At 71.3% G+C, this 23,650-nt stretch carries 21 protein-coding genes and 1 pseudogene; 14 read left to right on the forward strand and 8 right to left on the reverse strand.

The window, feature by feature from the left end; genetic code table 11:
* Window positions 1-22: 22 nt before the first annotated feature.
* The 5 genes from ACYQPG_RS06360 to deoA all read left to right on the forward strand — a co-directional run bounded on the left by ACYQPG_RS06360 (window position 23) and on the right by deoA (window position 4,366).
* Entirely contained in the window at window positions 23-787 is a 765-nt protein-coding gene (locus tag ACYQPG_RS06360) for an anti-sigma factor family protein (protein WP_147941171.1), read from the forward strand.
* 293 nt (window positions 788-1,080) lie between these two features.
* Entirely contained in the window at window positions 1,081-1,509 is a 429-nt protein-coding gene (locus tag ACYQPG_RS06365) for a cytidine deaminase (protein WP_147910263.1), read from the forward strand.
* Window positions 1,502-2,326, forward strand: a complete 825-nt coding sequence (locus ACYQPG_RS06370; protein ID WP_147941172.1) for a purine-nucleoside phosphorylase — start codon at window positions 1,502-1,504, stop codon at window positions 2,324-2,326. The genes ACYQPG_RS06365 and ACYQPG_RS06370 overlap by 8 nt, the downstream gene beginning before the upstream one ends.
* A complete protein-coding gene (gene deoC, locus ACYQPG_RS06375) occupies window positions 2,319-3,062 on the forward strand; it encodes a deoxyribose-phosphate aldolase (protein WP_461230559.1) in 744 nt (247 codons plus the stop codon). The genes ACYQPG_RS06370 and deoC overlap by 8 nt, the downstream gene beginning before the upstream one ends.
* A gap of 5 nt (window positions 3,063-3,067) precedes the next feature.
* The gene (gene deoA, locus ACYQPG_RS06380) at window positions 3,068-4,366 is read left to right on the forward strand and encodes a thymidine phosphorylase (protein ID WP_461230560.1); all 1,299 of its coding nucleotides are present in this window, start codon (window positions 3,068-3,070) and stop codon (window positions 4,364-4,366) included.
* A gap of 21 nt (window positions 4,367-4,387) precedes the next feature.
* On the opposite strand, the gene ACYQPG_RS06385 is transcribed toward deoA, so the two are convergent.
* Both ACYQPG_RS06385 and ACYQPG_RS06390 read right to left on the reverse strand, forming a co-directional pair.
* Window positions 4,388-4,711, reverse strand: a complete 324-nt coding sequence (locus ACYQPG_RS06385; RefSeq protein ID WP_461230561.1) for a hypothetical protein — start codon at window positions 4,709-4,711, stop codon at window positions 4,388-4,390.
* A gap of 369 nt (window positions 4,712-5,080) precedes the next feature.
* A complete protein-coding gene (locus ACYQPG_RS06390; RefSeq protein WP_147941175.1) occupies window positions 5,081-5,923 on the reverse strand; it encodes an SDR family NAD(P)-dependent oxidoreductase in 843 nt (280 codons plus the stop codon).
* 241 nt (window positions 5,924-6,164) lie between these two features.
* Between ACYQPG_RS06390 and ACYQPG_RS06395 the strand changes: the two genes are divergently transcribed.
* The gene (locus ACYQPG_RS06395; protein ID WP_461230562.1) at window positions 6,165-7,349 is read left to right on the forward strand and encodes an endo-1,4-beta-xylanase; all 1,185 of its coding nucleotides are present in this window, start codon (window positions 6,165-6,167) and stop codon (window positions 7,347-7,349) included.
* On the opposite strand, the gene ACYQPG_RS06400 is transcribed toward ACYQPG_RS06395, so the two are convergent.
* Window positions 7,336-8,466 (reverse strand): acyltransferase family protein, encoded by a 1,131-nt coding sequence (locus ACYQPG_RS06400; RefSeq protein WP_461230563.1) that lies wholly within the window; start codon window positions 8,464-8,466, stop codon window positions 7,336-7,338. The genes ACYQPG_RS06395 and ACYQPG_RS06400 overlap by 14 nt on opposite strands.
* A gap of 213 nt (window positions 8,467-8,679) precedes the next feature.
* Here ACYQPG_RS06400 and ACYQPG_RS06405 point away from each other — a divergent pair, with 213 nt between their 5' ends.
* Window positions 8,680-10,356 carry a L,D-transpeptidase family protein gene (locus ACYQPG_RS06405; protein WP_461230564.1) on the forward strand — a complete coding sequence of 559 codons (1,677 nt, stop codon included), beginning with the start codon at window positions 8,680-8,682 and terminating at the stop codon, window positions 10,354-10,356.
* A gap of 247 nt (window positions 10,357-10,603) precedes the next feature.
* Here ACYQPG_RS06405 and ACYQPG_RS06410 read toward each other — a convergent pair whose 3' ends face one another.
* Window positions 10,604-13,279, reverse strand: coding sequence for a bifunctional acetate--CoA ligase family protein/GNAT family N-acetyltransferase (locus ACYQPG_RS06410; protein ID WP_461230565.1), 2,676 nt, complete (start codon window positions 13,277-13,279; stop codon window positions 10,604-10,606).
* Window positions 13,280-13,653: 374 nt separating this feature from the next.
* Between ACYQPG_RS06410 and ACYQPG_RS06415 the strand changes: the two genes are divergently transcribed.
* Entirely contained in the window at window positions 13,654-14,076 is a 423-nt protein-coding gene (locus ACYQPG_RS06415) for a Ros/MucR family transcriptional regulator (protein WP_147941466.1), read from the forward strand.
* Window positions 14,077-14,173: 97 nt separating this feature from the next.
* Window positions 14,174-14,932, forward strand: a complete 759-nt coding sequence (locus ACYQPG_RS06420; protein WP_147941467.1) for a restriction endonuclease — start codon at window positions 14,174-14,176, stop codon at window positions 14,930-14,932.
* Window positions 14,933-15,005: 73 nt separating this feature from the next.
* Here the strand turns inward: ACYQPG_RS06420 and ACYQPG_RS06425 are convergent, their stop codons facing one another.
* Window positions 15,006-15,485 (reverse strand): peroxiredoxin, encoded by a 480-nt coding sequence (locus ACYQPG_RS06425; protein ID WP_147910519.1) that lies wholly within the window; start codon window positions 15,483-15,485, stop codon window positions 15,006-15,008.
* 103 nt (window positions 15,486-15,588) lie between these two features.
* Window positions 15,589-15,867 (reverse strand): hypothetical protein, encoded by a 279-nt coding sequence (locus ACYQPG_RS06430; RefSeq protein WP_461230567.1) that lies wholly within the window; start codon window positions 15,865-15,867, stop codon window positions 15,589-15,591.
* 172 nt (window positions 15,868-16,039) lie between these two features.
* Between ACYQPG_RS06430 and ACYQPG_RS06435 the strand changes: the two genes are divergently transcribed.
* On the forward strand, window positions 16,040-16,660 hold the full coding sequence (locus tag ACYQPG_RS06435; RefSeq protein WP_461230568.1) for a YqgE/AlgH family protein: 621 nt from the start codon (window positions 16,040-16,042) through the stop codon (window positions 16,658-16,660).
* Between the two features lie 216 nt (window positions 16,661-16,876).
* Here the strand turns inward: ACYQPG_RS06435 and ACYQPG_RS06440 are convergent, their stop codons facing one another.
* Complete coding sequence (locus ACYQPG_RS06440) at window positions 16,877-17,452, reverse strand: TetR/AcrR family transcriptional regulator (RefSeq protein ID WP_461230569.1); 576 nt, start codon at window positions 17,450-17,452, stop codon at window positions 16,877-16,879.
* Between the two features lie 114 nt (window positions 17,453-17,566).
* On the opposite strand from ACYQPG_RS06440, the gene ACYQPG_RS06445 reads away from it, so the two are divergent.
* Entirely contained in the window at window positions 17,567-18,265 is a 699-nt protein-coding gene (locus tag ACYQPG_RS06445) for a glutathione S-transferase family protein (RefSeq protein ID WP_461230570.1), read from the forward strand.
* A gap of 58 nt (window positions 18,266-18,323) precedes the next feature.
* A pseudogene (locus ACYQPG_RS06450) lies at window positions 18,324-18,698 on the forward strand (tautomerase family protein).
* Between the two features lie 140 nt (window positions 18,699-18,838).
* On the opposite strand, the gene ACYQPG_RS06455 reads toward ACYQPG_RS06450, so the two are convergent.
* A complete protein-coding gene (locus tag ACYQPG_RS06455; protein ID WP_461230571.1) occupies window positions 18,839-19,846 on the reverse strand; it encodes a hypothetical protein in 1,008 nt (335 codons plus the stop codon).
* Window positions 19,847-20,235: 389 nt separating this feature from the next.
* Here ACYQPG_RS06455 and dnaK point away from each other — a divergent pair, with 389 nt between their 5' ends.
* Both dnaK and dnaJ read left to right on the forward strand, forming a co-directional pair.
* Window positions 20,236-22,155 (forward strand): molecular chaperone DnaK, encoded by a 1,920-nt coding sequence (gene dnaK / locus ACYQPG_RS06460; RefSeq protein WP_147909614.1) that lies wholly within the window; start codon window positions 20,236-20,238, stop codon window positions 22,153-22,155.
* 277 nt (window positions 22,156-22,432) lie between these two features.
* A complete protein-coding gene (gene dnaJ, locus ACYQPG_RS06465) occupies window positions 22,433-23,575 on the forward strand; it encodes a molecular chaperone DnaJ (RefSeq protein ID WP_147909613.1) in 1,143 nt (380 codons plus the stop codon).
* Window positions 23,576-23,650 lie beyond the last annotated feature (75 nt).

Consider the following 23,650-nt stretch of genomic DNA (forward strand, 5'->3'; position numbering starts at 1 on the left):
GCTGGAACCGAGGACTTCACCGATGATGGATCCGATAACAGACGACGATCTCATCGCTTTCGTCGACGGGCAGATCGACCCGATGCGCCGTCTCGACGTCGAGGGGCATCTGGCTGCCCATCCCGGGGCCGCCGCCCAGGTGATGGCCGACCTGCACGACCGCGACGCCCTCCGGGCCGCCTTCGCGCGCATGCCCGGGCCGGGGCCCGACCGCACCCTCGTCCTGGCGCGCCGTTTCGACCGCAACCAGCGCTGGCGCCGGGTCGGCGCGCGGCTCAAGCGCGCCGCAGCCATCGTGGTCCTGGTCGGCGCGGGCTGGCTGGCCCACGACGAGATCGGCCGGTTCGGCGTGCCCGACACCCTGGCCGCGACCCCCGATCCGGCCCTGATCGCCGATGCCCGCCAGGCCCGCGCCGTGGCGCAGCTCCGCAAGAGCATCTCCAGCCAGGGCGAGCACCCGGTCTACGATCGCACCCGCCTCCAATCGGTCACCGGCATCGACCTGCCGCCGCTCCCGGCCGGCTGGCAGGTGCGCGACATCCAGATCTTCCCCGGCCGCCACGGCACCGGGATCGAGATCGCCTTCGAGGCCGGCCCGATGGGTGAGGCCTCGCTGTTCGCCACGCGCGGCCTGCGCGGCGGCCCGGCGGCGCTCACCGGCTCCGACGACGGCACGCTCCTGTCCTGGAATGCCGGCGACACCGCCTACGCGCTGAGTGGCCCGCAGGACGACGCGGTCCTGCGGCAGGCCGCCGGGATGCTGGGGGCCGGCGCGGCGGCGCACTGAGGCGAGCGGAACGGGGTTTGGCGGACAGCTGCCCCTTTCTCCGGCGCATGCAGCGCCGGCGGAAGGCGACCCGGGTCCTTTGCGGGACGACGTGCAGCGCTGTCTCGGCTGGGTCCGCGATTACTGCCCACTGAGGTTCCCGGTATGCGGGAACGGGCGGGGCAGCCGGCCGGGCGTGATCTGGGCCGGGAGCGACGCACCGGCACAGGGCGCGTCGCGAAGACGACGATCCGATCCACGTGGGCGCGCGCCACCCCTCGACAGCCCGCCCCGCCGGGTGCCAAAGATCGGCCATGCAGGCCGCCGATTCAGCGCAACGGGATGAGGGGCTGACAGCCCTGTTCGAGGCCGCCCGGGCGGTGCGCGAGCGGGCGCATGCGCCCTATTCCCGGTTCCGGGTCGGGGCGGCGCTTCGGGACGAGCGCGGGGCGATCCATGCCGGCTGCAACGTCGAGAACGCGGCCTATCCGGTCGGGACCTGCGCGGAGGCCGGGGCGATCGCCGCGATGATCGCGGGCGGCGGCCGGCGCATCGCCGCGATCCTGGTCTGCGGCGACGGTGCGGGCCTGGTGACGCCCTGCGGCGCCTGCCGCCAGCGCATCCGCGAATTCGCCGGGCCGGACACGCAGATCCATGCGGCCGGGCCGGAGCGCGTCGCGAGAACCTTCACGCTGGCGGAGTTGCTGCCCGAATCGTTCGGGCCGGAGACGCTGGGTGACTGAGGCCGCCGCACTCGCCGCGCTGCGGGCCGCCGGCTTCGGCGGCGGCTATGCCTGCGCGATCGTCACCGGCACCGGACTCGGCGGGATCGCGGCTGACCTGGAAGACGTGCATGCGCTGGATTACGCGGCGGTCCCGGGTTTCCCCGGGGCCGGCGTCAGCGGCCATGGCGGCCGGCTGCATCGCGGGCGCCTGGCCGGGCGCCCCGTGCTGGTGTTCGAGGGCCGGGCCCATGCCTACGAGCGGGGCGACGCGGCGGCGATGCGGGTGCCGCTCGCCTGCGCGGCCGGCCTCGGGGCGCGGCGCCTGCTGCTGACCAACGCCTCCGGGTCCCTGCGGCCGGAGACCGGCCCCGGCAGCCTGGTCCTGCTCCAGGACCACATCAACCTGTCGGGCATGAACCCGCTGATCGGCGAGGCGAGCGACGCCCGCTTCGTGCCGATGACCGACGCCTACGATCTCGACCTGCGCGTGCGCCTCCGGGCCGCGGCGGGGGCCTGCGGCGTGCCCCTCGGTGAGGGCGTCTACGCGTGGTTCTCCGGCCCGAGCTTCGAGACCCCGGCCGAGGTCCGGATGGCCGGCATCCTCGGGGCCGACCTCGTGGGCATGTCCACCGTGCCCGAGGTGATCCTCGCCCGCTTCCTCGGCCTGCCGGTGGCGGCCGTGTCGGTGGTGACCAACCTCGCCGCCGGGATCGCCGGGGGCGCGCCTCATCACGCCGAGACCAAGGCGGTGGCGGCCCGGGCCGCCGAGGATCTCGGCCGCCTGGTCCGGGCCTTCGCCGCAGGCCTGCCGGCTCAGGAGACCGACCATGGATGACCCGGATGCCGGTGCGGTCGCCCGCCGGGCGCTGCCGCTCCTCGACCTCACGGACCTGACCGAGACCTGCACCGAGCCGAAGATCGACGCGCTCTGCCGGGATGCGCGCCGCGGCGGCGTCGCGGCGATCTGCGTCTGGCCGCATTTCGTGGCGCAGGGCGCGCGGGCGCTCAAGGGCAGCGGCATCCGGGTCGCCACGGTGATCAACTTCCCGGCCGGCGGCGAGGATTGCGCCCGGGCGACCGACGACACCGCCGTGGCCCTGCGCGACGGCGCCGACGAGATCGACCTCGTCCTGCCCTACCGCGCCGTCCTGCGCGGCGACGCCGCCACCGCCCGCGACATGGTCGAGGCTGTGCGCGACACCTGCGGGGCCGCCGTGCTGAAGGTGATCCTCGAGACCGGCGAGATTGCCGAGCCCGAGGCGATCCGGCGCGCCGGGCGGCTGGCGCTGGAGGCGGGCGCCGACTTCCTCAAGACCTCCACGGGCAAGAGCCCGGTCTCGGCGACCCCGGAGGCCGCCGAGGCGATGCTGGCCGAGATCCGAGCCAGGGGCCGGGATGGCGGCCATACGGCGGGCCTCAAGATCTCCGGCGGACTGCGCAGCGTCGCCGATGCCAGCGCCTATCTGGCCCTCGCCGACCGGATCATGGGGCCGGACTGGGTGAGCCCGAAGACCTTCAGGCTCGGGGCGAGCAGTCTGTTCGGGGCGCTGATCCAGGCGCGGGACTCGTGAAACCGATGCGCCTGCCGCAAGAAACCATCCGGGCCAAGCGGGACGGCCTGGCCCTCGATCCGGAGGAGATCGCGGGCTTCGTCCGGGGCCTCACCGACGGCGCCGTCGGCGAGGGGCAGGCGGCGGCCTTCGCCATGGCGGTGTTCTTCCGCGGCCTGGCGCTGCCGGAGCGGGTGGCGTTGACCCGGGCGATGGCCGGATCCGGCCAGGTGCTCGCCTGGGACCTGCCGGGTCCGGTGCTCGACAAGCACTCCACCGGTGGCATCGGCGACACGGTGAGCCTGGCCCTCGCCCCGATGGTGGCGGCCTGCGGCGGCTACGTGCCGATGATCTCGGGCCGCGGCCTCGGCCATACCGGCGGAACGCTGGACAAACTCGCCAGCATCCCGGACTACGACGCCACGCCGGGGCTCGACACCTTCCGCCGGGTGGTCGGCCGGGTCGGCTGCGCGATCATCGGCCAGACCGCCGAGCTGGCCCCGGCCGACCGGCGCCTCTACGCGATCCGCGACGTCACCGGCACGGTGGAATCCCTCGACCTGATCACCGCCTCGATCCTGTCGAAGAAGCTCGCCGCCGGGCTCGACGGGCTGGTGATGGACGTCAAGCAGGGCTCCGGCGCCTTCATGACGGGCTTGGACGAAGCCCGGGCCCTGGCCGAGAGCATCGTCACGGTGGCCGAGGGCGCCGGATTGCGCACCGCCGCGCTGATCACCGACATGGACGCGCCGCTCGCCAGCGCCGCCGGCAACGCCGTCGAGGTCGCCTACGCGATCGACTACCTGACGGGCGCGCGCCGCGAGCCGCGCTTCCACGCGGTCACGTTGGCGCTCGGGGCCGAGATGCTGGTGATCGGCGGTCTCGCGCCGGACCGGGACGCGGCGGCCGGGCGCCTGGAGGCGGTGCTGGCCTCCGGCCGGGCAGCCGAGATCTTTTGTGACATGGTCGCCGCGCTCGGCGGCCCCGGCGATCTGCTGAAGGCCCCGGCGCGACACCTGCCGGCCGCGCCGGTGCAGCGGGCGGTCCGCCAGGACGGGGCCGTCGCCGCCATCGATACCCGGGCGATCGGTCTGGCGGTGATCGGGCTCGGCGGTGGGCGGACCCGGCCCGAGGACGCGATCGACCCGCGGGTCGGCTTCACCGACCTCGCAGGTCCCGGCGACGCGACCGGCCTGCTGGGGATCGTGCACGCGGCCGACGCGGCCGCCGCCGACCGCGCCGAGGCGGCCCTGCGGGCGGCCTACCGGATCGGCGCGGCGCCCCCCGGCCGGCCGGCGATCATCGAGCGGGTCGGGGCCGGATAGGCTCCGGCCCCGCCGGCCTCACTAGCGGCCGTGGCCGTGACGGTGGCCCCAGCCGCCGTGGCGGTGATGACCGTAGCCGCCGCGATGGCCCCAGCCGCGATGGTGGCCGCGCCCCCAGCCGTGGTGGTGGTGGCCGCGGAAGCCCGGTCCGAAGCCGTGACGCGGGCCGAAGCCGTGGCGATGGCCGTACCCGTAGCCGTATTGGACATCCACGATGTCGCCGGCGCCCTGGTGCAGGCCGGTATCGAGGCCGAGCGGCGCGGCCATCGCGGGGGCTCCGAGGGCGATCCCCCCGAGTGCCAGTGCGGCGGCCGCCAAGCGTAGGCGTGCGGTCTTGGTGAACATCGATGTCCTCCTGTGCCTCGCCGGCCGCGATGCCGCGACCGGCCGTGCCTCAGGTGTGACGCTTATAAGTTGACGGAGACGTGACTTCGTCCCTCAGGCGTTGTTCAGGTCCGGGCGGTTTCCGTAGGCTGGCGGCACGTGTCCGGATCCCCGGGCCCAAGCCGCCACCGCAAGAGCCGCCAAGCGACCCGGGGCTCAGCGCGGCGCAGCGTCCCCCCTCGATCGAACCGGCGTGGGGGATGCAACGACCGGCGCATCCGCGCGCCCCGGAACGAATGTTCAGGACGCTTCTGGGTCCGTTCGCGCGCGACAGCGCCCTGCGTCGCGGAGCCCCGGGTCGTTTCGCTGCGTCCGCAACGACGGTGGCGATCACTCCGCCATGGACCGCTTGAACGCTTCCGAGAAATCTGGATGCCAGCGCGAGAGCGCCGGCCGGTTCTCGATGATGTCGCCGGCCGCCCAGGCGATGCGCTTCTCGTCCTGTGCCCTCGTGGTCTCGTTGTCGGGGCAGAGGATGTAGAAATCGCCCGCCTCCAGCCGCTCCAGCATGAAGGCGACGGTCTCCTCCGGCGTCCAGGCGCCGGGCGGCTTCTCGGCGACGCCGCGGGCCTTGGTTAGGCCGGTATAGACGAAGCCCGGGATCAGCAGGTGCGCGGTGGTTCGGCACCCCTCGCGGGTGCGCAGCTCGTGGGCCAGCGCCTCGGTGGCCGCCTTCACGGCCGCCTTGGAGACGTTGTAGGGCGCGTTGCCGGGCGGCGTGGTGATGCCCTGCTTGGAGCCGGTGACGATCACCGCACCGGGCTGGCCGCCCGCGATCATGCCGGGCGCGAAGGCGTGGATGCCGTTGACCACGCCCCCGAGGTTGGTGGCGAGGATCCGGGTCCAGGTTTCGGCGTCGGAGAACAGCGTTCCGCCGGCCTCGATCCCGGCGTTCAGCATCACCACGGCCGGGGGGGCGGCCTTGGCGACATGGGCCGCCAGGGCCTCCACGGCCTCCCGGTCCGAGACGTCGGTGGGCAAGGCCCGGACCTCGACGGCGGCGAGTTCGGCCACGGCGCGGCGGGCGTCGTCGAGGGCTTGGCCGGGCAGGTCGGCGAGCCAGACGTTCATGCCGGCCCGAGCGAAGGCTTTGGCCGCCGCGAGCCCGATGCCGCTCGCCGCCCCGGTGACGACCGCGCTGCGCCCTGGGCTGATGGCGGGATGCTGGCTCATGGGTCGGTCCTCGGCTGGATGGCGCCCCGAAGATGGGGCGAGTCGGGCCCGAAGGCGAGTTGGAAAAGGTGCGATCGGTCCGTTGCCGGCGCCCTTGCCGACCAGGGCGATCGGATGAAGAGATGTTATTCCTCCGGGCGTTGATAACGCCCGCGGCGCAGGCTCACCCACCGTGTCATTCCGGGCTCGCCTGCGGCGCCCCGACTGACGGGGTGTCGTACCCCCCAACCGAGAACCCGGCATGACCCCACCCTCCGGCCCGCCGAGCCGCCGCGCGCTCCTTGCGGGGTCCGCCTGCGCCGGCCTCGCCACAATGGCGCGGGCCGCGCCGTCCGGTTTCGGGCCCCTCGGCAGGCCGTCCTGGTCGGCCGACAGCCTCCAGGCCGCCGCCGCCGCCAAGGGGCTGACGTATGGCTGCGAGGTGCCGTTCCACCGGTTCGAATCGACCCCGGCGTACCGGCAGGCGGTTGCCCGGGAATGCGGGATCCTGGTCTGCGGCACCGAGATGAAGATGGAGGAGGTGCTGCCCGCACCCGGGCGCACCGATTTTTCCCGGGGCGACGCGATCCTGCGCTTCGCGCGGGCCAACGGCCAGCGGATGCGCGGGCACACCCTGGTCTGGCACGCGGCCCTGCCCCCCTGGGTCGCGCCGTTGCTCGGCCGGGCGAGCCCCGTCCAGGCCGAGGATTTCATGCGGCGCTGGATCGAGACCGTGGCCGGCCATTACCGGGGGCAGATCGTCGCCTGGGACGTGGTCAACGAGATCCTGGGCAACGAGGCCGACCCCGACCGGGGCGGGGGCCTGCGCGAGTCCCCCTGGCTCGCCGCGATGGGGCCCGGCTACGTGGACCGCGCCTTCCGGATCCTGCATGAGACCGACCCGGCCGCGGCCGGCACCTGGAACGAGGACGCGGTCGAGCAGGGCGCGCCCTCGATGGAGGCCAAGCGCACCAAGGTGCTGCGCCAGCTCGAGGCGATGCGGTCGCGCGGCGTGCCGATCCGGCGGTTCGGCCTGCAATCGCACCTCACCAGCACGGTCCCGATCGACCAGGGCCAGCTGCGGCGCTTCCTGCACGAGATCGGCCAGATGGGATTGGGGATCGCGGTCACCGAGCTCGACATCGACGATAGGGCGTTCCCGTCCGACGTGGCGACCCGCGACCGCAGGGTGGCGGATTTCGCCCGCCGCTACCTCGACGTGGTCCTGGCCGAGCCCGCCCTGCTCGACGTGCTCACCTGGGACATCTACGACCCCGACACGTGGCTGAACGACCACCCCAACCGCAAGCGGCCGGACGGCCTGCCCCAGCGGGCGCTGCCGCTCGACGCGCAGTTCCGGCGCAAGCCGCTCTGGCACGCGATGCTGGACAGCTTCCAGGCCGCCCCGGACCATGCCGCCGCGCGCGACAGACTCAGGCGGGGGTGACGCGAGTGCGACGCCCGCCCTCCGACAGGGTCGGCTCCGGCGGGCGATCAGCCAGAAGCCTTCGGCGCAGGCGGGCGCAGGGGCGCTCGACCAGCCCGTACATCGCCCAGCACCAGAGCAGCGTCGGCGGGAAGGCCGCCAGCATCAGCCAGAACCCGTGCAGGGCCGGCGCCTGGTGCAGCACCCCCGCCACCACGGCCATGTGGGCCAGGTAGAAACTGTAGGACCACAGGCCGAGCTGGCGCATCGGCCGGGCCGCGAGCCACCGCACCGCCCGGCCCTCGCCGTGCAGCAGGTAGGCGAACGGCACGAATAGCGCCGCGCTCTGGAGGGTGTAGCGCAGGGTCTCGCGAAAGGCGGGATCGCGCACGGCCAGGGTCAGCAGGATCATCCCGAGGCTCGCGGCGACGTGCCAGGCCTGAGGCCGCCAGGCGCGGTCCCCCGGGATCACCGGGTTGTTCCACAGGCCGAGGCAGCAGCCGAACAGGATCGCGTCGATGCGGGTGTGGGTCCAGGAATAGTTCAGGCTGTAATCGGGCAGCCGCCAGACGTTGACGCAGCGGATCGCCAGCACCGCCGCGCAGAGCCCCAGGCAGGCCAGCGCCGCCCGGCGCGGTTGCAGGCGCCCGAGCCACAGGGCGTAGGCCAGGGGGAAGACCAGATAGAAATGCTCCTCGATGGCGAGGCTCCAGAGCGGCACCGGCAGCACCGCCTCGGTGCCGAACAGGCCGGGATAGTTGGTCAGGAACAGCACCTGGCCGAGCACGGCCGCCGGCGCGACCGGCATCCAGTCGAGGAGCTCCGCCGCGTAGAGCGCCCCGGCGGCGAGCAGGGTCAGGTAGAGCGGCGGCAGGATCCGCAGGCTGCGCCGGAGGTAGAAGGCCGACAGCGACACCCCGCCGGCGCGCGCGCGCTCGATCCGCAGCAGCGTCGTGATCAGGTAGCCGCTGAGGAAGAAGAACACCGTGACGCCGAAGCCCCCCGGCACCACGTGGCTGTAGCCGCAATGGGCCGCGAACACGATCAGGATCGCGAGCGCCCGCACCCCGTCGAGCTGGGGCAGGTAGGGCATCGTGCTCGGGACATCCCCGGTGCGCTGGGATCCGGACTCCGGCATGGCGGCGGCTGATCGTCCTTCACGGCACGGCCCGGCAGGGTGCGCCTTTTCCGCGCGAATCGATATCCGCCCCCGGGTCCGGAAGCGATCCCCCTCGGGGGATGGTGAACGGGCCCCGCCGCCAGGGGCGATTCACCGGAGGAGATTGGTAACCGTACCGCTCCATCATCCCGCCCGACCGCGCCGTCCCGGGCGCCGTCGGGAGTGTTGCGTATGGTCCCGACCCGTTTCCGCCTTCCCGCTCGCCTCGGCACCGGTCTCTCGGTGCTGGCGCTGCTCGGCGGCCCCGTGGCCGCGCTGGCGCAGGGCGCCCCGGCCCCGGCCGGACCCGCGGCGGCGGCGGCCCCCCCGCCGCTCGCCGTCCCGGTCGCCGTGCCGCCGGCCCCGGAACCCGTGAAGAGTCCGGAGCCCAGGGCCCAAGGCGCGAAGGCCGAAGTGAAGGCCGAAGTGAAGGCCGACGCGAAGACCGAAGTGAAGACGCCCGAGAGCCGGCCGGTCGAGGCCAAAAGTTCCGAGGTCAAGCCGCCGGAATCCCCAAAGAAACCGCGCGAGCCGGGGCCGCTGGTCTACGCCAAGGTCTCCACCGACCCGACCCCGACGCTCACCGCCCGCACCTTCCTGGACACGCTGAAGGTGGCCGACCGCTACGCCGCCTTCGCGGAGGCCGGCGGCTGGGAGCGGCTGCCCGACGACCTGATCCGGCTGAAGCCCGGGGAGCGCAGCCCGGCGATCCCGTCGCTGCGCCACCACCTGACGCTCACCGGCGACCTGCCCGTGGACGCGCCGCCGAGCGACCGCCTCGACCCGCCGCTGGTGGCCGCGATCGCGGCGTTCCAGGGCCGCCACGGCCTGCCCGACAGCGGCATCCTGGGCCGGCTCACGATCAACGCCCTGAACGTGCCGGCCGCCACCCGGCAGCGCCAGCTCGCGGCTTCGGCGGCCCGGCTGATGGGTTCGAAATTCCCGTTCGGCGAGCGCTACGTCGTGGTCAACGTGCCCTCGGCCATCGTCGAGGCGGTGGAGAACGGCGTGGTGGCACGCCGCTACGTCGCGGTGGTCGGCTCCCCCGACAAGGCGACACCGACGGTGGAGACCCGGATCACCGACATCAACTTCAACCCGACCTGGACCGTGCCGGCCTCGGTGGTGAAGAACGAGATCATCCCGCAGATGCGCAAGAACCCGGGCTACCTCGCCCGGAACCACATCCGCATGCTCGGCCCCGCCGGCGAGGTCGACCCGACCCGGATCGACTGGGCCGGCAACAAGGCGGCGGCCTACACGCTGCGCCAGGATTCCGGCTTCGACAATTCGCTCGGCCAGGTGCGGATCGACATGCCGAACCGCTTTGCCGTCTACATGCACGACACGCCGGCCAAGTCCCTGTTCGCCGCCAACGTGCGCTTCCACAGCCATGGCTGCGTCCGGGTCGGGCAGGTGAAGGAGCTGGTCGGCTGGCTGCTGCAGGGCACCGACGGCCCCAACGGGCCCGGCACGAGCTGGGGGCCGATCGAGATCGAGACCGGCATCGCCGACGGGGAGCGCCGCGACATCAAGCTGGTCAAGCCGGTGCCGGTGACCTTCGTGTACCTGACGGGCTACGCCACACCGGACGGGACGGCGCATTTTCGCGATGACATCTACAACCTCGACACGCCGGCCACCGAGCCCGCCTCAACCGGGGCGATCGCGCCGGCCGCCGCTGTGCCGCCTGTAGCGACGCCGAAGCCAGCCGCGGCAACGCCTCCGAAGCCGGCGGTGTCCAAGCCGGTGGGAGCCAAGTCAGCGACGGCGAAGCCCGTCGCCGCCAAGCCGTCGGTCAGCAAGGCGACGGTTGTGAAGCCGGCAACGGAGGGCGGCAATCCGGACGCGCTGCAGCCGCCCCGCTGAAGCTGATCCGGTCGGTCGTCCGCAACATCCGAGCGACGACGATTCGTGACCGGGCGCGCTTGATGGCCCGCCCCGTCATCCCGGGGCCGCGAAGCGGAGCCCGGGATCCATAACCGCTGACAGCTCAAGCATTTGCACCGTCGGCGTCCCTGGGTTCCGGGCTCGCCTTCGGCGCCCCGGAACGACGCAGGTGTTTCGTCCTGCGAGCACCTTTTCCGAAATCGGCATCCTTCTCGGATGCCGCCTCCTACCCCACCCCAAGCTCCAGCTTCACCTGCACCAGGCCCGGATCCTCCGGGTCCCGCCCCTGGCTGAACCCGAGGCGGCGGCAGACCGCCAGCATCGGGCGGTTCTCGGCCAGCACCATGCCCTCGACCCGGCCGACGCCCTCGGAGCGGGCCCAGTCGATCATCAGGCGCATCAACGCGAAGGCGAGGCCGGTGCCCCGCGCGTCGCGGCCGACCGCGATGGCGTATTCGCCGCTCTCGTGGTTGGCGTCGGCGTGCAGCCGGACGGCGCCGAGCATGCGCTCGCCGCCCTGCGGATCGACCTCGGTGGCCACGAACGCGATGGCCCGGGCGTAGTCGAGCTGGGTCAGCCGGGCGAGGAACGCGTGGCTGAACTCGCGCACTGGCCCGAAGAAGCGCAGCCGCAGGTCCTCCGGGTCGAGGCCCTTGAAGAAGGCCAGGAACAGGCCCTCGTCCTCGGGGCGCACCGGGCGCACCCGGATCGTGCGGTCCTTGAGGTTGAGGGTGCGGACCCATTCCGCCGGATAGGGCCGGATCGCGAAGCGCGGGTGGCCGCGGCCCTGGCATCCCCGCTCCGCGCGGCCGATCCGGACCCGGGCGTCCAGCGCCAGCACGCCGGTCTCGTCGGCCAAGAGCGGGTTGATGTCGAGCTCGCGCACCTGCGGCAGGTCGGCGGCGAGCTGGGACAGCTTCACCAGGGTCAGGGCGATCGCCCCGAGGTCGGCGGCCGGCACGTCGCGGTAGCCTTCGAGGCGCCGGGCGACCCGGGTGCGGCCGATCAGATCGCGGGCGAGCGCGAGGTCGAGGGGCGGCAGACCGAGCGCGCGGTCGTCGATCACCTCCACCGCCGTGCCGCCTCGGCCGAACACCACCACGGGCCCGAACACCGCGTCCTCGGCGAGCCCGGCGATCAGCTCCCGGCGCTGGCCCCGCCGGACCATCGGCTGCACCGCGAAGCCGGTGACCCGGGCGTCCGGCCGCTCCCGCCGGGCGCGCGCGAGGATGCTGCGCGCGGCATCGCGGACGTCGGCCTCGCTGGTGAGATCGAGCCGGACGCCGCCGATATCGGATTTGTGCACCACGTCGGGCGAGACGACCTTGAGCGCCACCGTGCCGCCGGCCGCGATGATCGGCCAGGCCGCGGTCGCGGCGGAATCCTGGTCGGGGGCGAGGGTGATCGGCACGGTCGGGATGCCGTAGGCCTCGAGCAGCCCGTTCACGGCGACCGGGTCGAGCCAGGCCGCCCCCTGGCGCAGGGCGGCGGCCACGATCGAGCGGGCCCGGGCCGTGTCGGGGGAGAAATCCCGCGGCAGCGAATCCGGCGTGCGCATCAGGTCGTCCTGCGCCTCGCGATAGCGCACGAGGTGCAAAAACCCCTCGATCGCCTCAGAATCGGTGGCGAAATGCGGGATCCCGGCCCCCGCGAAGGCGGCGCGCGCCACCTCGGCATCGCCCAGCGACACCGCGAAGACCGGCTTCTTTCGGGTCTGGCCGGCGCGGGCGCGGGTGACCGTCTCGGCGATCGCCCCGGCCACCGCGCCGGCATCCGACCGGACCGTGGGGACGTGGATCGCCAGCACCGCGTCGCTGCTCCGGTCGGCCAGCAGCGGCGCCAGGGCGGCCGAGAAGGCCGGGCCGCCGGCATCGATGCCGAGATCGATCGGATTGCCGGCCGGCCGGCCCTCGGCCTCGGGGACCTCCGCCAGGATGCCCGCGCGGTCGGTCAGCCGGTCGGCGGCGAGCAGCCCGATGCCGCGGCCGTTGGTGAGGATCGCCAGGCGGTCCCCCGGGAACGGGCGCTGGCGCCCCAGGGCCTCGACCGCCGAGAACATCGCGTCGAGATCCGGCACGGCGAGCAGGCCGGCCCGGCGGAAGGCCGCGGCATAGACCGCGTCGGGCCGGGCGAGCGCGCCGGTATGGGTCACGGCCGCCCGCGTGTCCGGCCGGTGCCGGCCGGCGCGGAGCACCACCACGGGCTTGGCGCGGGCGGCGGCCCGGGCCGCGGACATGAAGCGCCGGGCGTCGGCCACGCGGTCGAGGCAGAGCAGGATCGCCCGGGTGCGGTAGTCGGCGGCGAAATGGTCCAGGCAGTCGGCGACGCCGATATCGAGCACGCTGCCGAGCGACAGGACCGCGGAGAAGCCGGTCCCGTGCCGGGCGGCCCATTCGACGATGGCGGCCGCCACCGTGCCGGATTGCGAGACCAGCGCCAGGTCCCCCGCCGCCGGGGCGTGGGCGAACAGGCTGGCATCGAGCTTGGCGGCGGGCACCGCGAGGCCGGCGCTGTCGGGGCCGAGCAGGCGCAGGCCCCCCGCGCGGGCGATCCGGTGCGCCACCGGCCCGGGATCGTCCGGCCCGCGGCCGAGCCGGGCGGTGAGGATCACGGCCGCCCCGGCACCGATTGCGGCGGCCTGGGCGACCACTTCGGGCACGCTCGCGGGCGGTACCGCGATCAGCACAAGGTCCGGCACCACGGTGAGGTCGGCGACCCGCGGCACGCAGGGCAGGCCGTCCACGGATTCGTGCTCCGGCTGGACCGGCAGGATCGCGCCGGGAAACCCCGCCCGGCGCAGGCTGTCGAGCACGCTGCGCCCGAGGGAGCCCTCGCGGGCCACGGCGCCGACCAGCGCGACCGAGCGCGGCGCCAGGAGCTTGTCGAAGCGGTAGGTGCTCACGGCGCCGCAGGCCCGAATCTGTGCGCGCGCATGGGGGCCCTCGCCTGGGTGACGCGCTTGGGCAAGGCGTGCCACGGCGCGCCCGCCACCCTACCAGATGGCACAATCTCCCGCAGCTGCAACGCCCGGATGCACCGATGCCGCGCAGGATCCGCGCCGGCCGCCACGGGATGAGCCGGCTTTGTACAGTATCCGACAATGCAGGCTGCTATCACGATGGCTGTTGTGATCGCTTATAAATTGGTCTTGCCCTTATATTGATCACATCATAGTACCTGCCGCTTTATAGGCCTGTATCAGCCTCGATAGACACAGATTCTGGCCGGCACACGCCGAACGATGGCGGCCGAGACGAAGCGACGGGAGGTTTCGGGATGGACGCCACGGTCGGAGAGGACCTGGATTATCTGACGCTGTCCGTCGGCATCGTGTCGGCCTTCGTGAGCAACAACCCGGTGCCGGTGCCGGAGCTGCCCGGGCTGATCGCCGCGGTCCACGCCACCCTGCACGGGCTGAGCCAGCCGCCGGCGCCGCCGGTGGAGGAGCTCCGGCCGGCGGTCTCGGTGCGGCGCTCGATCCAGCCCGACTACCTGGTGTGCCTGGAGGACGGGAAGAGGTTCAAGTCGCTCAAGCGGCACCTGCGCACCCGGTACGACCTGACGCCCGAAGCCTACCGGGAGAAGTGGGGGCTCGCCCCCGACTACCCGATGGTGGCACCGAACTACGCCGCCGCGCGCTCGAGCCTTGCCAAGAGCATGGGGCTCGGCCACCAGCGCCGGAAGGGCCAGACGGGCTAGGCCCGCGGGCCGGCGTCCACAGCTTTCCCGCCGGGATTCAGCATCGGGCAAGGGGCGCTTGCCAGGGTCGGCGGGCTCATCCGCGACCCGAGATCCGATGCCCGGCAAGCCCAACCCCGTCGCCCGCCTGTTCTGGACGGCCGTGATCGGCTGCCCGCTCGGGCTCTGGTACGGACCGCCGGCCTTCGCGGCCACGGGGCTCGCCCTCGTGCTGGTCCTCGGGCGCCACCTCGGACGGCCCCGCCGGTTCCGGGCCCGGGTGCGCCGGATCGCCCGGGCCCACGGCGAGACTCTGGCGCTGCGACGGCGGCAGGAGAGCTTTTCCGACGCCTACGGCAACCGGATCGAGGATGGCTGGCTGCGGGAGCGGGCGTACTTCCTCGACCGCACCGTCCTGCCGCAGGTCGGGCCGCGGTTTGCCGACCTCGCCGAGTCGGAGCGCGCCCGGATGCTGGCGATCGTGGAGGCGGAGGCCGCCGCCATCGCGCTGCCCGAGGAGGACGAGGCGCCGGGCGACGGGATCGATTACGAGCGCTACTGCGCCGACCGCCTGGCCCGGGCGGGCTGGCGGGCGCACCGGACCCCGCCGAGCGGCGACCAGGGCGCCGACATCGTGGCCGTGCGCGACGGGCTCCGGCTGATCGTGCAGTGCAAGCGGTTGGCCAAGCCCGTCGGCAACGCCGCCGTGCAGGAGGCGGCGGCCGCCCTGCGCTACTGGGCCGGCGACCGGGCGGCGGTGGTGTCGAATGCCGGCTTCACCCCGGCGGCGCGCCGCCTGGCGGCGGCGACCGGCGTGCTGCTCCTGCACCACGACGCGCTGGACGACATCGACCTCGCCGGCGCGCACCGGGCGTAGCGGGGGCGGGTTCCGAGATCCAGAAGGGCCGAGGCCCTTCGGCGAGGTATCGGGGCGCGAAGCCCCGATGGCCTCAGAGGACCTTGAGCAGCGCCTCGGCGCCGGACGCCTCGGCCTTCGAGGGGGTCTCCTCGACGTTGAGGATCTTCACCACGCCGTCCTCGACCAGCATCGAATAGCGCTTGGAGCGGATCCCGAGGCCGAAGCCGGTGCCGTCCATCTCCAGGCCGATGGCCTTGGCGAAGTCGGCGTTGCCGTCGGCCAGGAATTCCAGGCCCTCGGCATCGCTGGCCTTCGACCATGCGTCCATCACGAACACGTCGTTGACGCTGGTGACCGCGATGGCGTCGACGCCGCGGGCCGTGATCTCGTCCTTCTTCGAGACGAAGCCGGGCAGGTGGTTGCGGTGGCAGCTCGGCGTGAAGGCGCCCGGCACGCCGATCAGCACCACGCGGCGGCCCTTGAACACGTCGTCTGTGGTGCGGGCGAGCGGGCCCTCGGGGCCAGTCACCCGGAAGGTGGTCTGGGGCAGGTGATCGCCGACCTGAATCATCGCGGGTCCCTCGTTGCTGCGCGCTCCGATCGCGCGCTGAACAATCGCGGCTGACCTAGCGTGATGGACCGCGCCTGTCGAGGACGGTCGGGCGCCGACGCGCTCAAGGCCCCAGGGGCTTGATGAAGGCGGCGCCGGCGCCGAAGAAGGCCGCGCCGGCAGCCATGCCCGAGAGCGCGACCTGCCAGGGTGCCAGCGCCCGGTCGCGGCTGAGCTTGGCCGCCTCGGCCGACATCTTGAGCTGCTCTGTGGCCAGCTTGGCTGCCTCGGCCATCAGCTTGCGCTGCTCGGCGACGAACTTGCCCGTCTCCTCCTGCGCCCGCTGGATCTGGGCGCGCTGTGCCTCGATGTCGAAGGCAGCCGGGGATGCAGCGTCCGTCATGGGACGCCTCCTTCTCGCGGCCAGATCAGGCCTGTGCAAATTCCAATGCCCGGGGGCGAGGATATATAGCGATCCGCCCGCAGATTCGACAGCGCCTTTCCAGCCGGGTAGGGCCGGGGCGGCGCGCGCTTTGTCCGCTGGACAAGGCGAGGGGGCCGCGTAGCATACGCGCATGTCGAACCCAGCCTCGCCCGCGCAATCCGCGCTCACCGGCTCGAGCTTCCTCGACGGCCAGTTCCTCGTGGCGATGCCCGGGATGGCCGACGATCGCTTCGCCCGCTCGGTGATCTACGTCTGCGCCCATTCGGCCGACGGCGCGATGGGCATCATCGTCAACAAGGCGGCCACCGACATCAGCATGCCGGACCTGCTGGTCCAGCTCGACGTCGCCCCGGAGGCGGACGCGATCCGGCTGCGCGAGCGGGTCGGGCACATGCCGGTGCTGATGGGCGGCCCGGTGGAGGGGCGGCGCGGCTTCGTGCTGCACACCGACGACTTCCACATCCAGCAATCGACGCTGATCATCGACGACGGCATCTGCCTGACCGCCACGGTCGAGATCCTGCGCGCCATCGCGAGCGGCGAGGGCCCGGCCAGCGCCGTGCTGGCCCTGGGCTATGCCGGCTGGCAGGCGGGGCAGCTCGAGAGCGAGATCATGGCCAACGGCTGGCTCAACTGCCCGGCCGACCCGGCGCTGATCTTCGACACCGACCTCGACGCCAAGTACGAATTGGCCCTGCGCGCCATCGGCATCGACCCCGCCATGCTGTCGATGACCGCCGGGCGGGCCTGACTCGTCGGCCCGAACGGCGGCTGCCGGCTTTCGGAACACGACGGTGCGAGAACACGGATCTGGTGCGTCGTGCAGGTTCCGATGTCCGGGACGATGCTCCCGGGTTCAGACCCAATCGGCTTGACCGTGCGCCGATCCGTTGAGGGTGGATTTCCGCCGATCTGCTTCTGAGCGGCAGGGCTTGGAAGCGGCCCTTCTCTTCGTGCAGGCTTTCGATCAGTTCGGCAGGAGTCCCGCCTCTTGATAGCTCCTCACCAACGAGTCGAACAGATTTACGTCCGAACGGCTTCGAGCGATGATCTGAGCTCTGGCCACAGCAGCATAGATGGCACGGGCTCTCGTCTCCCCGTCCTTTGGCTCAACGAGTTTCGAGGCAACCAGCTGCTCGCGTAGCCAGGCCGTATTGACGTCTGCAAAAGACTGGACCTCCTTCAGGACCTGCTCAGGCAACGCGTCATACTCTGTCGCCATGAAGCTGCTGAGGCACATGCGATTGTTGCGTTCCAGAGAGAGGCGAAAAATGCCGGGATATTGCCGCAGCGCGTCCATCGGGCTTTGCGCATCTGTTGAAATAGCTTCAAGAGCGCGGGCAATGTCTTCCCAATAGCGGCGCGCGACTGCCTCGCCGAGGATGGCCTTATTGGCGAAGTAGTAGTTGATGCTGGCGGCCTTGATGCCAACGGCCTCCGCGAGGTCGCGGAAATTGATACCGCCGTATCCATAGGCCATCGCTGCTTCCCTCGCGGCCACGAGGATCGCCTCACGCACATCCCTCTTCAACGTCGCTGCCATTCTCAACCTCCACCTGTCATATGGCAGACAGGGGTTGACGGCACAAGACGCCGGTCTTAGCTTGCAATCTGTCATCTGACAGACAGGCAAGCTCTTCAGGAAGGCGCGACGACGATGCCCGACAAGCTCAAGCTCTTCACCTCACCCTCGGCCTTCCCGAACCCGCAGCGTCTGCGGATCTTCATGCACGAGAAGGGCATCGCCGATCACTTCGACGAGACGGTCTACGACATGTCACCGGTCGGCGAGCAGCGCGGTTGGAAGCACCTGAAGATGAACGCTTGGGGCGAGACACCGACCCTCGCGCTCGCCGACGGCTCTTACTTGAGCGAGACCTCCGCCATCGCCCGCTACCTCGACGACACGTTCGAAGGCCGCAAGATCATGGGAGAGACGGCGCACGAGCGCGGCCTCGATCAGATGTGGGACAACCGGGTGTGGGTGCACATCCTCTATCCCATCGTCGCCGCATTCCATGTCCTGCATCAGGGCCTGGGCCCGAAGCTCGAACTGACCAGCAATCCGGCCTGGGGCGAGCATTCCCGCAAGGTGGCACTGGCGCATGCCGGTCTCGTCGATCGGCATCTCGCCGACGGCCGTGCGTGGCTGCTGGGAGGCGATCAACCGACGTTCTCGGACATCACGCTGGCGACGGCGATCGCGTTCTCCAAGTTCCCGGTGAACGCCACTCCGCTCGATGAGCGCTTCGAGCATCTCGATGCCTTCTGGCGGCGCTGGCAGTCTCGGCCGACCTTCATCGCTGCCTATGCGGACAGGAGCAGCGGTGTGCCGGAGATCGACAACCGGACGTGAGCGCTCAGCGGTCGGTCCCGGCCGGGGTCCGACCGCAATCCTGCCCGAGGCGGTCATCATGCCTTTTGCACGTATCGATTTGATCGCGGGGAAAAGCCCCGAGTACCGCGCTGCCGTGGCGGACATCGTCGATCAAGGCATCGTCGACATCCTCGAAGCGCCTGATGGCGACCGCTTCGTAGTTATCGGCGAGCACAAAGCCGATAATATTGTCTATGATCCGCAATGTGTTGGCTTCGGTCGGTCTTCGAACTCCATTTTGATCCAGGTGACGAGCACTGCCGGCAACAAGAACGACACCAAGTTCGCCTTCTAACGCTTCGTTGCCGGCGACCTGAAATCGAAATAGGGGGTCCGACCTGACGACATCATGATCAACATGGTCTTTGTCGAGAAGGAGGACTGGTCGTTCGGTGATGGTCAGCCGTGGTAACGACTTCCGATATCACCGCGGCCCACAACTGAAGGGCCGCGGATTGATGACCGCTTTGGGGAAGCGCCGACGGCGGTTCGGGCGGCTGCGTTGGGTCGCAAGCAGCCCTTCGCACGGCCGGGCCCGACCGGATCTTGACCCTATTCCGGCGGCATCTCGCCGGCGGTGTCCGGGTTCACCCCGTCGACGGCCGGCTCCGCGGCGGGCCTGGGCCGGGACCGGCGCGGGGCCGCCGCGGCGGTCGGAACCGCCGTGTTGGCGCCCAGGCGGGTGGCGAGCGCCAGGGCCCGGTTCTCGGTGACCCGCAGGTGGCAGAAGCCGTGCGTGCCCTCGCGGGCGTAGTTGCGGCAGAGCTGCTCCCGGTCGGCCGAGAAGGCCGCCTGCTCGCTCACAATCGGGCGCACGTCCTCGCGCCGGGCGCGCTGGGTCATCAACTTGTAATTGTCGCGTACCGCCTTGTCGGCGACGCCCCGGCCGGTGTCGAACTCCCCGGCCCGGGGGATCAGGCTAGCGCCCGCCGGCCCCCACAGCCCCACGGGGGTGGTCGCGCAATCGGCATTCGAGAAGGTGCAGATCGGTCCCTGGCCCAGCGACGTGACTAGGATCCCGCCTTCGACCACGTCGAAGCGCAGCGGGCACTCGGCCCCGGCAGCCTCGAAGCGCGGCGCGCCTTCGGGCTTGCCCTCGGAGGACAGGGTAATGGGGTTGCCGTTGGCGAGCGGCACCGTGCAGGATTCCGCCGGCTGCGAGATCTTGGTGCCGGGCAGCTTGATCCGCGCCGTGACGGCGGTGCCGGCCCGCTCCAGCTTCAGGGTGCCGGACATGCCGTTGAGCTGGAGCTCCGGCCCGATCACCCCGTCCTCGGAGGGGGCCTTCAGCACCACCGGGCGGGCGGGGGCCGGAGCGGGCCGGCTCGCCTCGGGGGGCGACGATGGGGCGGGGCCGGGCTCCCCCGGGGCGGGGGCCGCGGGCGGACCCTCGGGCACGCCGCGGGGCGGCACCGGCGGCCGTTCGGGCTTGATCCCGAACAGGCGCTCGAAGAAGTTCTGGGCCTGCGCCGGCGGGGCGCCGAGCAGCGCGGGAACCGCGATCGCGGCCGCCAGGACGGGGAGCAGGCGGGGGAGCAGGGGGCTGCGGGTCCGAGGCATCTGGCTCTGACGAGAGGACGAGGTGGCGGGGCCACGCTCAACCCCTTGTCGAACCGTTAACACGCCATCGATGGCCTTGACGTGGCAGCAGAGCAACAAAATGCATCGACGCCATTCGGGCAGGGCCGGCGTCACGGCAGGATTTTTCAGGAGCGCCAACGCGTTGGCAGAAAATCCGATCGCCGGGGCCAACGGGCCGGCTTTGCCTTGCGAGCCCGTCCGGGGGTTCTTATATCGCCCTCGACGCGGGATTACGCGCTGGATTTCAGCCGTTCACGGCCCTTGATCCGGCCCGGGTCCCATACTCACATCACATGCACATCCGCCATGGGCCGAGCTGCTTCGGGGCTCGGCGGTCTGCTTGAACGCGACAGAAGAGGGATCCCACCATGGGTAAAGTTATCGGTATCGATCTGGGCACCACCAATTCGTGCGTGGCCGTCATGGAAGGCACGCAGCCCCGGGTCATCGAGAATTCTGAAGGCGCCCGCACCACGCCGTCGATCGTCGCCTTCACGGACGACGGCGAGCGGCTCGTCGGCCAGCCGGCCAAGCGTCAGGCGGTCACGAACCCCGAGCGCACGTTCTTCGCCATCAAGCGGCTCGTCGGGCGCACCTTCGACGACCCGATGACCCAGAAGGACAAGGGCCTCGTCCCCTACACGATCGTCCGCGGCGACAACGGCGACGCCTGGGTCGAGGCCGACGGCAAGAAGTATTCGCCCTCGCAGATCTCCGCCTTCACGCTCCAGAAGATGAAGGAGACCGCGGAGTCGCATCTCGGTCAGCCGGTCACGCAGGCGGTCATCACGGTCCCGGCCTACTTCAACGACGCCCAGCGCCAGGCGACCAAGGACGCCGGCAAGATCGCGGGCCTCGAGGTGCTGCGCATCATCAACGAGCCGACCGCGGCCGCCCTCGCGTACGGTCTCGACAAGAAGAAGGCCGGCACCATCGCGGTCTACGACCTCGGCGGCGGCACCTTCGACGTGTCGATCCTCGAAATCGGCGACGGCGTGTTCGAGGTGAAGTCCACCAACGGCGACACCTTCCTGGGCGGCGAGGACTTCGACAACCGCGTGGTCGAGTACCTGACCGCCGAGTTCAAGAAGGAGCAGGGCATCGACCTGACCAAGGACAAGCTCGCCCTCCAGCGCCTCAAGGAGGCCGCCGAGAAGGCGAAGATCGAGCTGTCCTCGGCCACCCAGACCGAGATCAACCTGCCCTACATCACCGCCGACCAGACCGGCCCGAAGCACCTCGCGCTGAAGCTCAGCCGGGCGAAGTTCGAGTCGCTGGTGGACGACCTGGTGCAGCGCACGATCGAGCCCTGCCGCAAGGCGCTCAAGGATGCCGGCGTGTCGGCCTCCGAGATCGACGAGGTGGTGCTGGTCGGCGGCATGATCCGGATGCCCAAGATCCAGGAGGTGGTGAAGTCCTTCTTCGGCAAGGAGCCGCACAAGGGCGTCAACCCCGATGAGGTCGTGGCGATCGGCGCCGCCGTGCAGGCGGGCGTGCTCCAGGGCGACGTCAAGGACGTGCTGCTGCTCGACGTGACCCCGCTGTCGCTGGGCATCGAGACGCTGGGCGGCGTGTTCACCCGGCTCATCGACCGCAACACCACGATCCCGACCAAGAAGTCCCAGACCTTCTCGACGGCGGAGGACAACCAGAACGCCGTCACGATCCGGGTCTTCCAGGGCGAGCGCGAGATGGCGGCCGACAACAAGCTGCTCGGCCAGTTCGACCTCGTCGGCATCCCGCCGGCACCCCGCGGCATGCCGCAGATCGAGGTGACCTTCGACATCGACGCCAACGGCATCGTCAACGTGACGGCCAAGGACAAGGCGACGAACAAGGAGCACCAGATCCGCATCCAGGCCTCGGGCGGCCTCTCGGACGCCGACATCGACCGGATGGTGAAGGACGCCGAGGCCAACGCCGAGGCGGACAAGAAGCGCCGCGAGCTGGTCGAGGTGAAGAACCAGGGCGAGAGCCTGGTCCACGCCACCGAGAAGTCGGTCGCGGAGTACGGCGACAAGGTCCCGGCCGCCGACAAGGGCGCGATCGAGACCGCGATGACCGCGCTCAAGACCGCGCTCGAGGGCGAGGACGTCGAGACCATCAAGGCCCGGACCACGGACCTGATGCAGGCCTCGATGAAGCTCGGCGAGGCGATGTACAGCGCCAACCAGCAGGGTGCCGGCCCCGAGGCCGGTGCCGAGGCGGGCGCCTCCGAGAAGAAGGACGACGTCATCGACGCCGACTTCCAGGAGGTCGACGAGAAGGACCAGAAGAAGCGCGCCTGAGGCGTCGTTTCGACAGGACCGTGCGGGGCCGGAGCGATCCGGCCCCGCCTCTGCTTGTGAGACGCGCTGTTGCGCGGGCGCCGCAGGACCCGGATATCGTCCGAATTCAACCTCGGACCGGCCGGCTCATGCTAGAGCGCCGGGGTCGCCACGATCGCGGCGATGCCTCGGCCCGCTCACCCTGCTCGAGACCGCCCCCTGAACGGCCCGCCCCGGCGGGTCCTGGGGACAGGTCCAGGGAACACAGCGCCTTCTGAGTGTCCGGAGACTGGGTGGGATGTCGAAGCGGGACTATTACGAGATCCTGGGATGCGCCAAGACCGCGACGGAAGGTGAGCTGAAGGTCGCCTTCCGCAAGCTCGCGATGACCTTTCATCCCGACCGCAATCCCGGCGACAAGGAAGCCGAGATCAAGTTCAAGGAATTGAACGAGGCCTATCAGTGCCTCTCGGACGGGCAGAAGCGCGCGGCCTACGACAAGTTCGGCCACGCCGCCTTCAGCCAGGGTGCGGGCGGCCCCGGATTCGGCAACGAGTTCGGCGACTTCATGTCGGACATCTTCGACAACTTCTTCGGCGACGGCCGGGGCGGCGCCCAGCGCGGCCGTGGCGGCGGGACGCCGGGCCGCGAGCGCGGCTCAGACCTGCGCTACAACCTCGAGATCACCCTCGAAGAGGCCTTCATCGGCAAGGCCGAGACGATCCGGATCCCGACCTCGGTGACCTGCGAGGCCTGCGACGGCTCGGGCGCCAAGCCGGGCTCGAAGCCGCGCGCCTGCCCGACCTGCGCGGGCTACGGCCGGGTGCGGGCCGCGCAGGGTTTCTTCGCCATCGAGCGGACCTGCCCGAACTGCCACGGCCGCGGCGAGATCGTCGACGACCCCTGCGCCACCTGCCAGGGCGCCGGCCGGGTCAACCGCGAGCGCACGCTCTCGATCAACGTGCCGGCGGGCGTCGATGACGGCCTGCGCATCCGGCTGGCCGGCGAGGGCGAGAGCGGGCTGCGCGGCGGCCCGCCCGGGGACCTCTACGTGTTCCTGTCGATCAAGCAGCACGAGTTCTTCCAGCGCGACGGCGCCGACCTGTTCTGCCGGGTGCCGATCTCGATGGTCACGGCGGCGCTCGCGGGCGAGATCACCGTGCCGGTGATCGACGGCTCGCAGACCCAGGTGCGGATCCCGGCCGGGACGCAGACCGCCAAGCAGTTCCGGATCAAGGGCAAGGGCATGCCGGTGCTCCGCTCCCGGGAGGTCGGCGACCTCTACATCCAGGTCTTCGTCGAGACCCCGCAGAACCTGACCAAGCGCCAGCGCGAGCTGCTGCAGGAGTTCGACCAATCGGCCTTGCCGGAGAATCACCCGGAATCAGCGGGCTTCTTCGCCAAGGTGCGGGATTTCTTCGGCAGCGCCGTTCGACCCTAGGAACGCCGATCCGACGCGCTCGCCGGGGTCGAATCGGCATCCCGGTCGGCGGCGGGCGCGTCGGGCCGGATCCGA

The organism is Methylobacterium sp. CM6246 (assembly GCF_054818005.1).

Bases quoted from the DNA above. Each gene is read 5' to 3' on its own strand.
- ACYQPG_RS06360 (WP_147941171.1), top strand. From the start codon at position 23: ATGATGGATCCGATAACAGACGACGATCTCATCGCTTTCGTCGACGGG.
- ACYQPG_RS06365 (WP_147910263.1), top strand. From the start codon at position 1,081: ATGCAGGCCGCCGATTCAGCGCAACGGGATGAGGGGCTGACAGCCCTG.
- deoC (WP_461230559.1), top strand. From the start codon at position 2,319: ATGGATGACCCGGATGCCGGTGCGGTCGCCCGCCGGGCGCTGCCGCTC.
- deoA (WP_461230560.1), top strand. From the start codon at position 3,068: ATGCGCCTGCCGCAAGAAACCATCCGGGCCAAGCGGGACGGCCTGGCC.
- ACYQPG_RS06385 (WP_461230561.1), bottom strand. From the start codon at position 4,711: ATGTTCACCAAGACCGCACGCCTACGCTTGGCGGCCGCCGCACTGGCA.
- ACYQPG_RS06390 (WP_147941175.1), bottom strand. From the start codon at position 5,923: ATGAGCCAGCATCCCGCCATCAGCCCAGGGCGCAGCGCGGTCGTCACC.
- ACYQPG_RS06395 (WP_461230562.1), top strand. From the start codon at position 6,165: ATGACCCCACCCTCCGGCCCGCCGAGCCGCCGCGCGCTCCTTGCGGGG.
- ACYQPG_RS06400 (WP_461230563.1), bottom strand. From the start codon at position 8,466: ATGCCGGAGTCCGGATCCCAGCGCACCGGGGATGTCCCGAGCACGATG.
- ACYQPG_RS06405 (WP_461230564.1), top strand. From the start codon at position 8,680: ATGGTCCCGACCCGTTTCCGCCTTCCCGCTCGCCTCGGCACCGGTCTC.
- ACYQPG_RS06415 (WP_147941466.1), top strand. From the start codon at position 13,654: ATGGACGCCACGGTCGGAGAGGACCTGGATTATCTGACGCTGTCCGTC.
- ACYQPG_RS06420 (WP_147941467.1), top strand. From the start codon at position 14,174: ATGCCCGGCAAGCCCAACCCCGTCGCCCGCCTGTTCTGGACGGCCGTG.
- ACYQPG_RS06425 (WP_147910519.1), bottom strand. From the start codon at position 15,485: ATGATTCAGGTCGGCGATCACCTGCCCCAGACCACCTTCCGGGTGACT.
- ACYQPG_RS06430 (WP_461230567.1), bottom strand. From the start codon at position 15,867: ATGACGGACGCTGCATCCCCGGCTGCCTTCGACATCGAGGCACAGCGC.
- ACYQPG_RS06435 (WP_461230568.1), top strand. From the start codon at position 16,040: ATGTCGAACCCAGCCTCGCCCGCGCAATCCGCGCTCACCGGCTCGAGC.
- ACYQPG_RS06440 (WP_461230569.1), bottom strand. From the start codon at position 17,452: ATGGCAGCGACGTTGAAGAGGGATGTGCGTGAGGCGATCCTCGTGGCC.
- ACYQPG_RS06445 (WP_461230570.1), top strand. From the start codon at position 17,567: ATGCCCGACAAGCTCAAGCTCTTCACCTCACCCTCGGCCTTCCCGAAC.
- ACYQPG_RS06455 (WP_461230571.1), bottom strand. From the start codon at position 19,846: ATGCCTCGGACCCGCAGCCCCCTGCTCCCCCGCCTGCTCCCCGTCCTG.
- dnaK (WP_147909614.1), top strand. From the start codon at position 20,236: ATGGGTAAAGTTATCGGTATCGATCTGGGCACCACCAATTCGTGCGTG.
- dnaJ (WP_147909613.1), top strand. From the start codon at position 22,433: ATGTCGAAGCGGGACTATTACGAGATCCTGGGATGCGCCAAGACCGCG.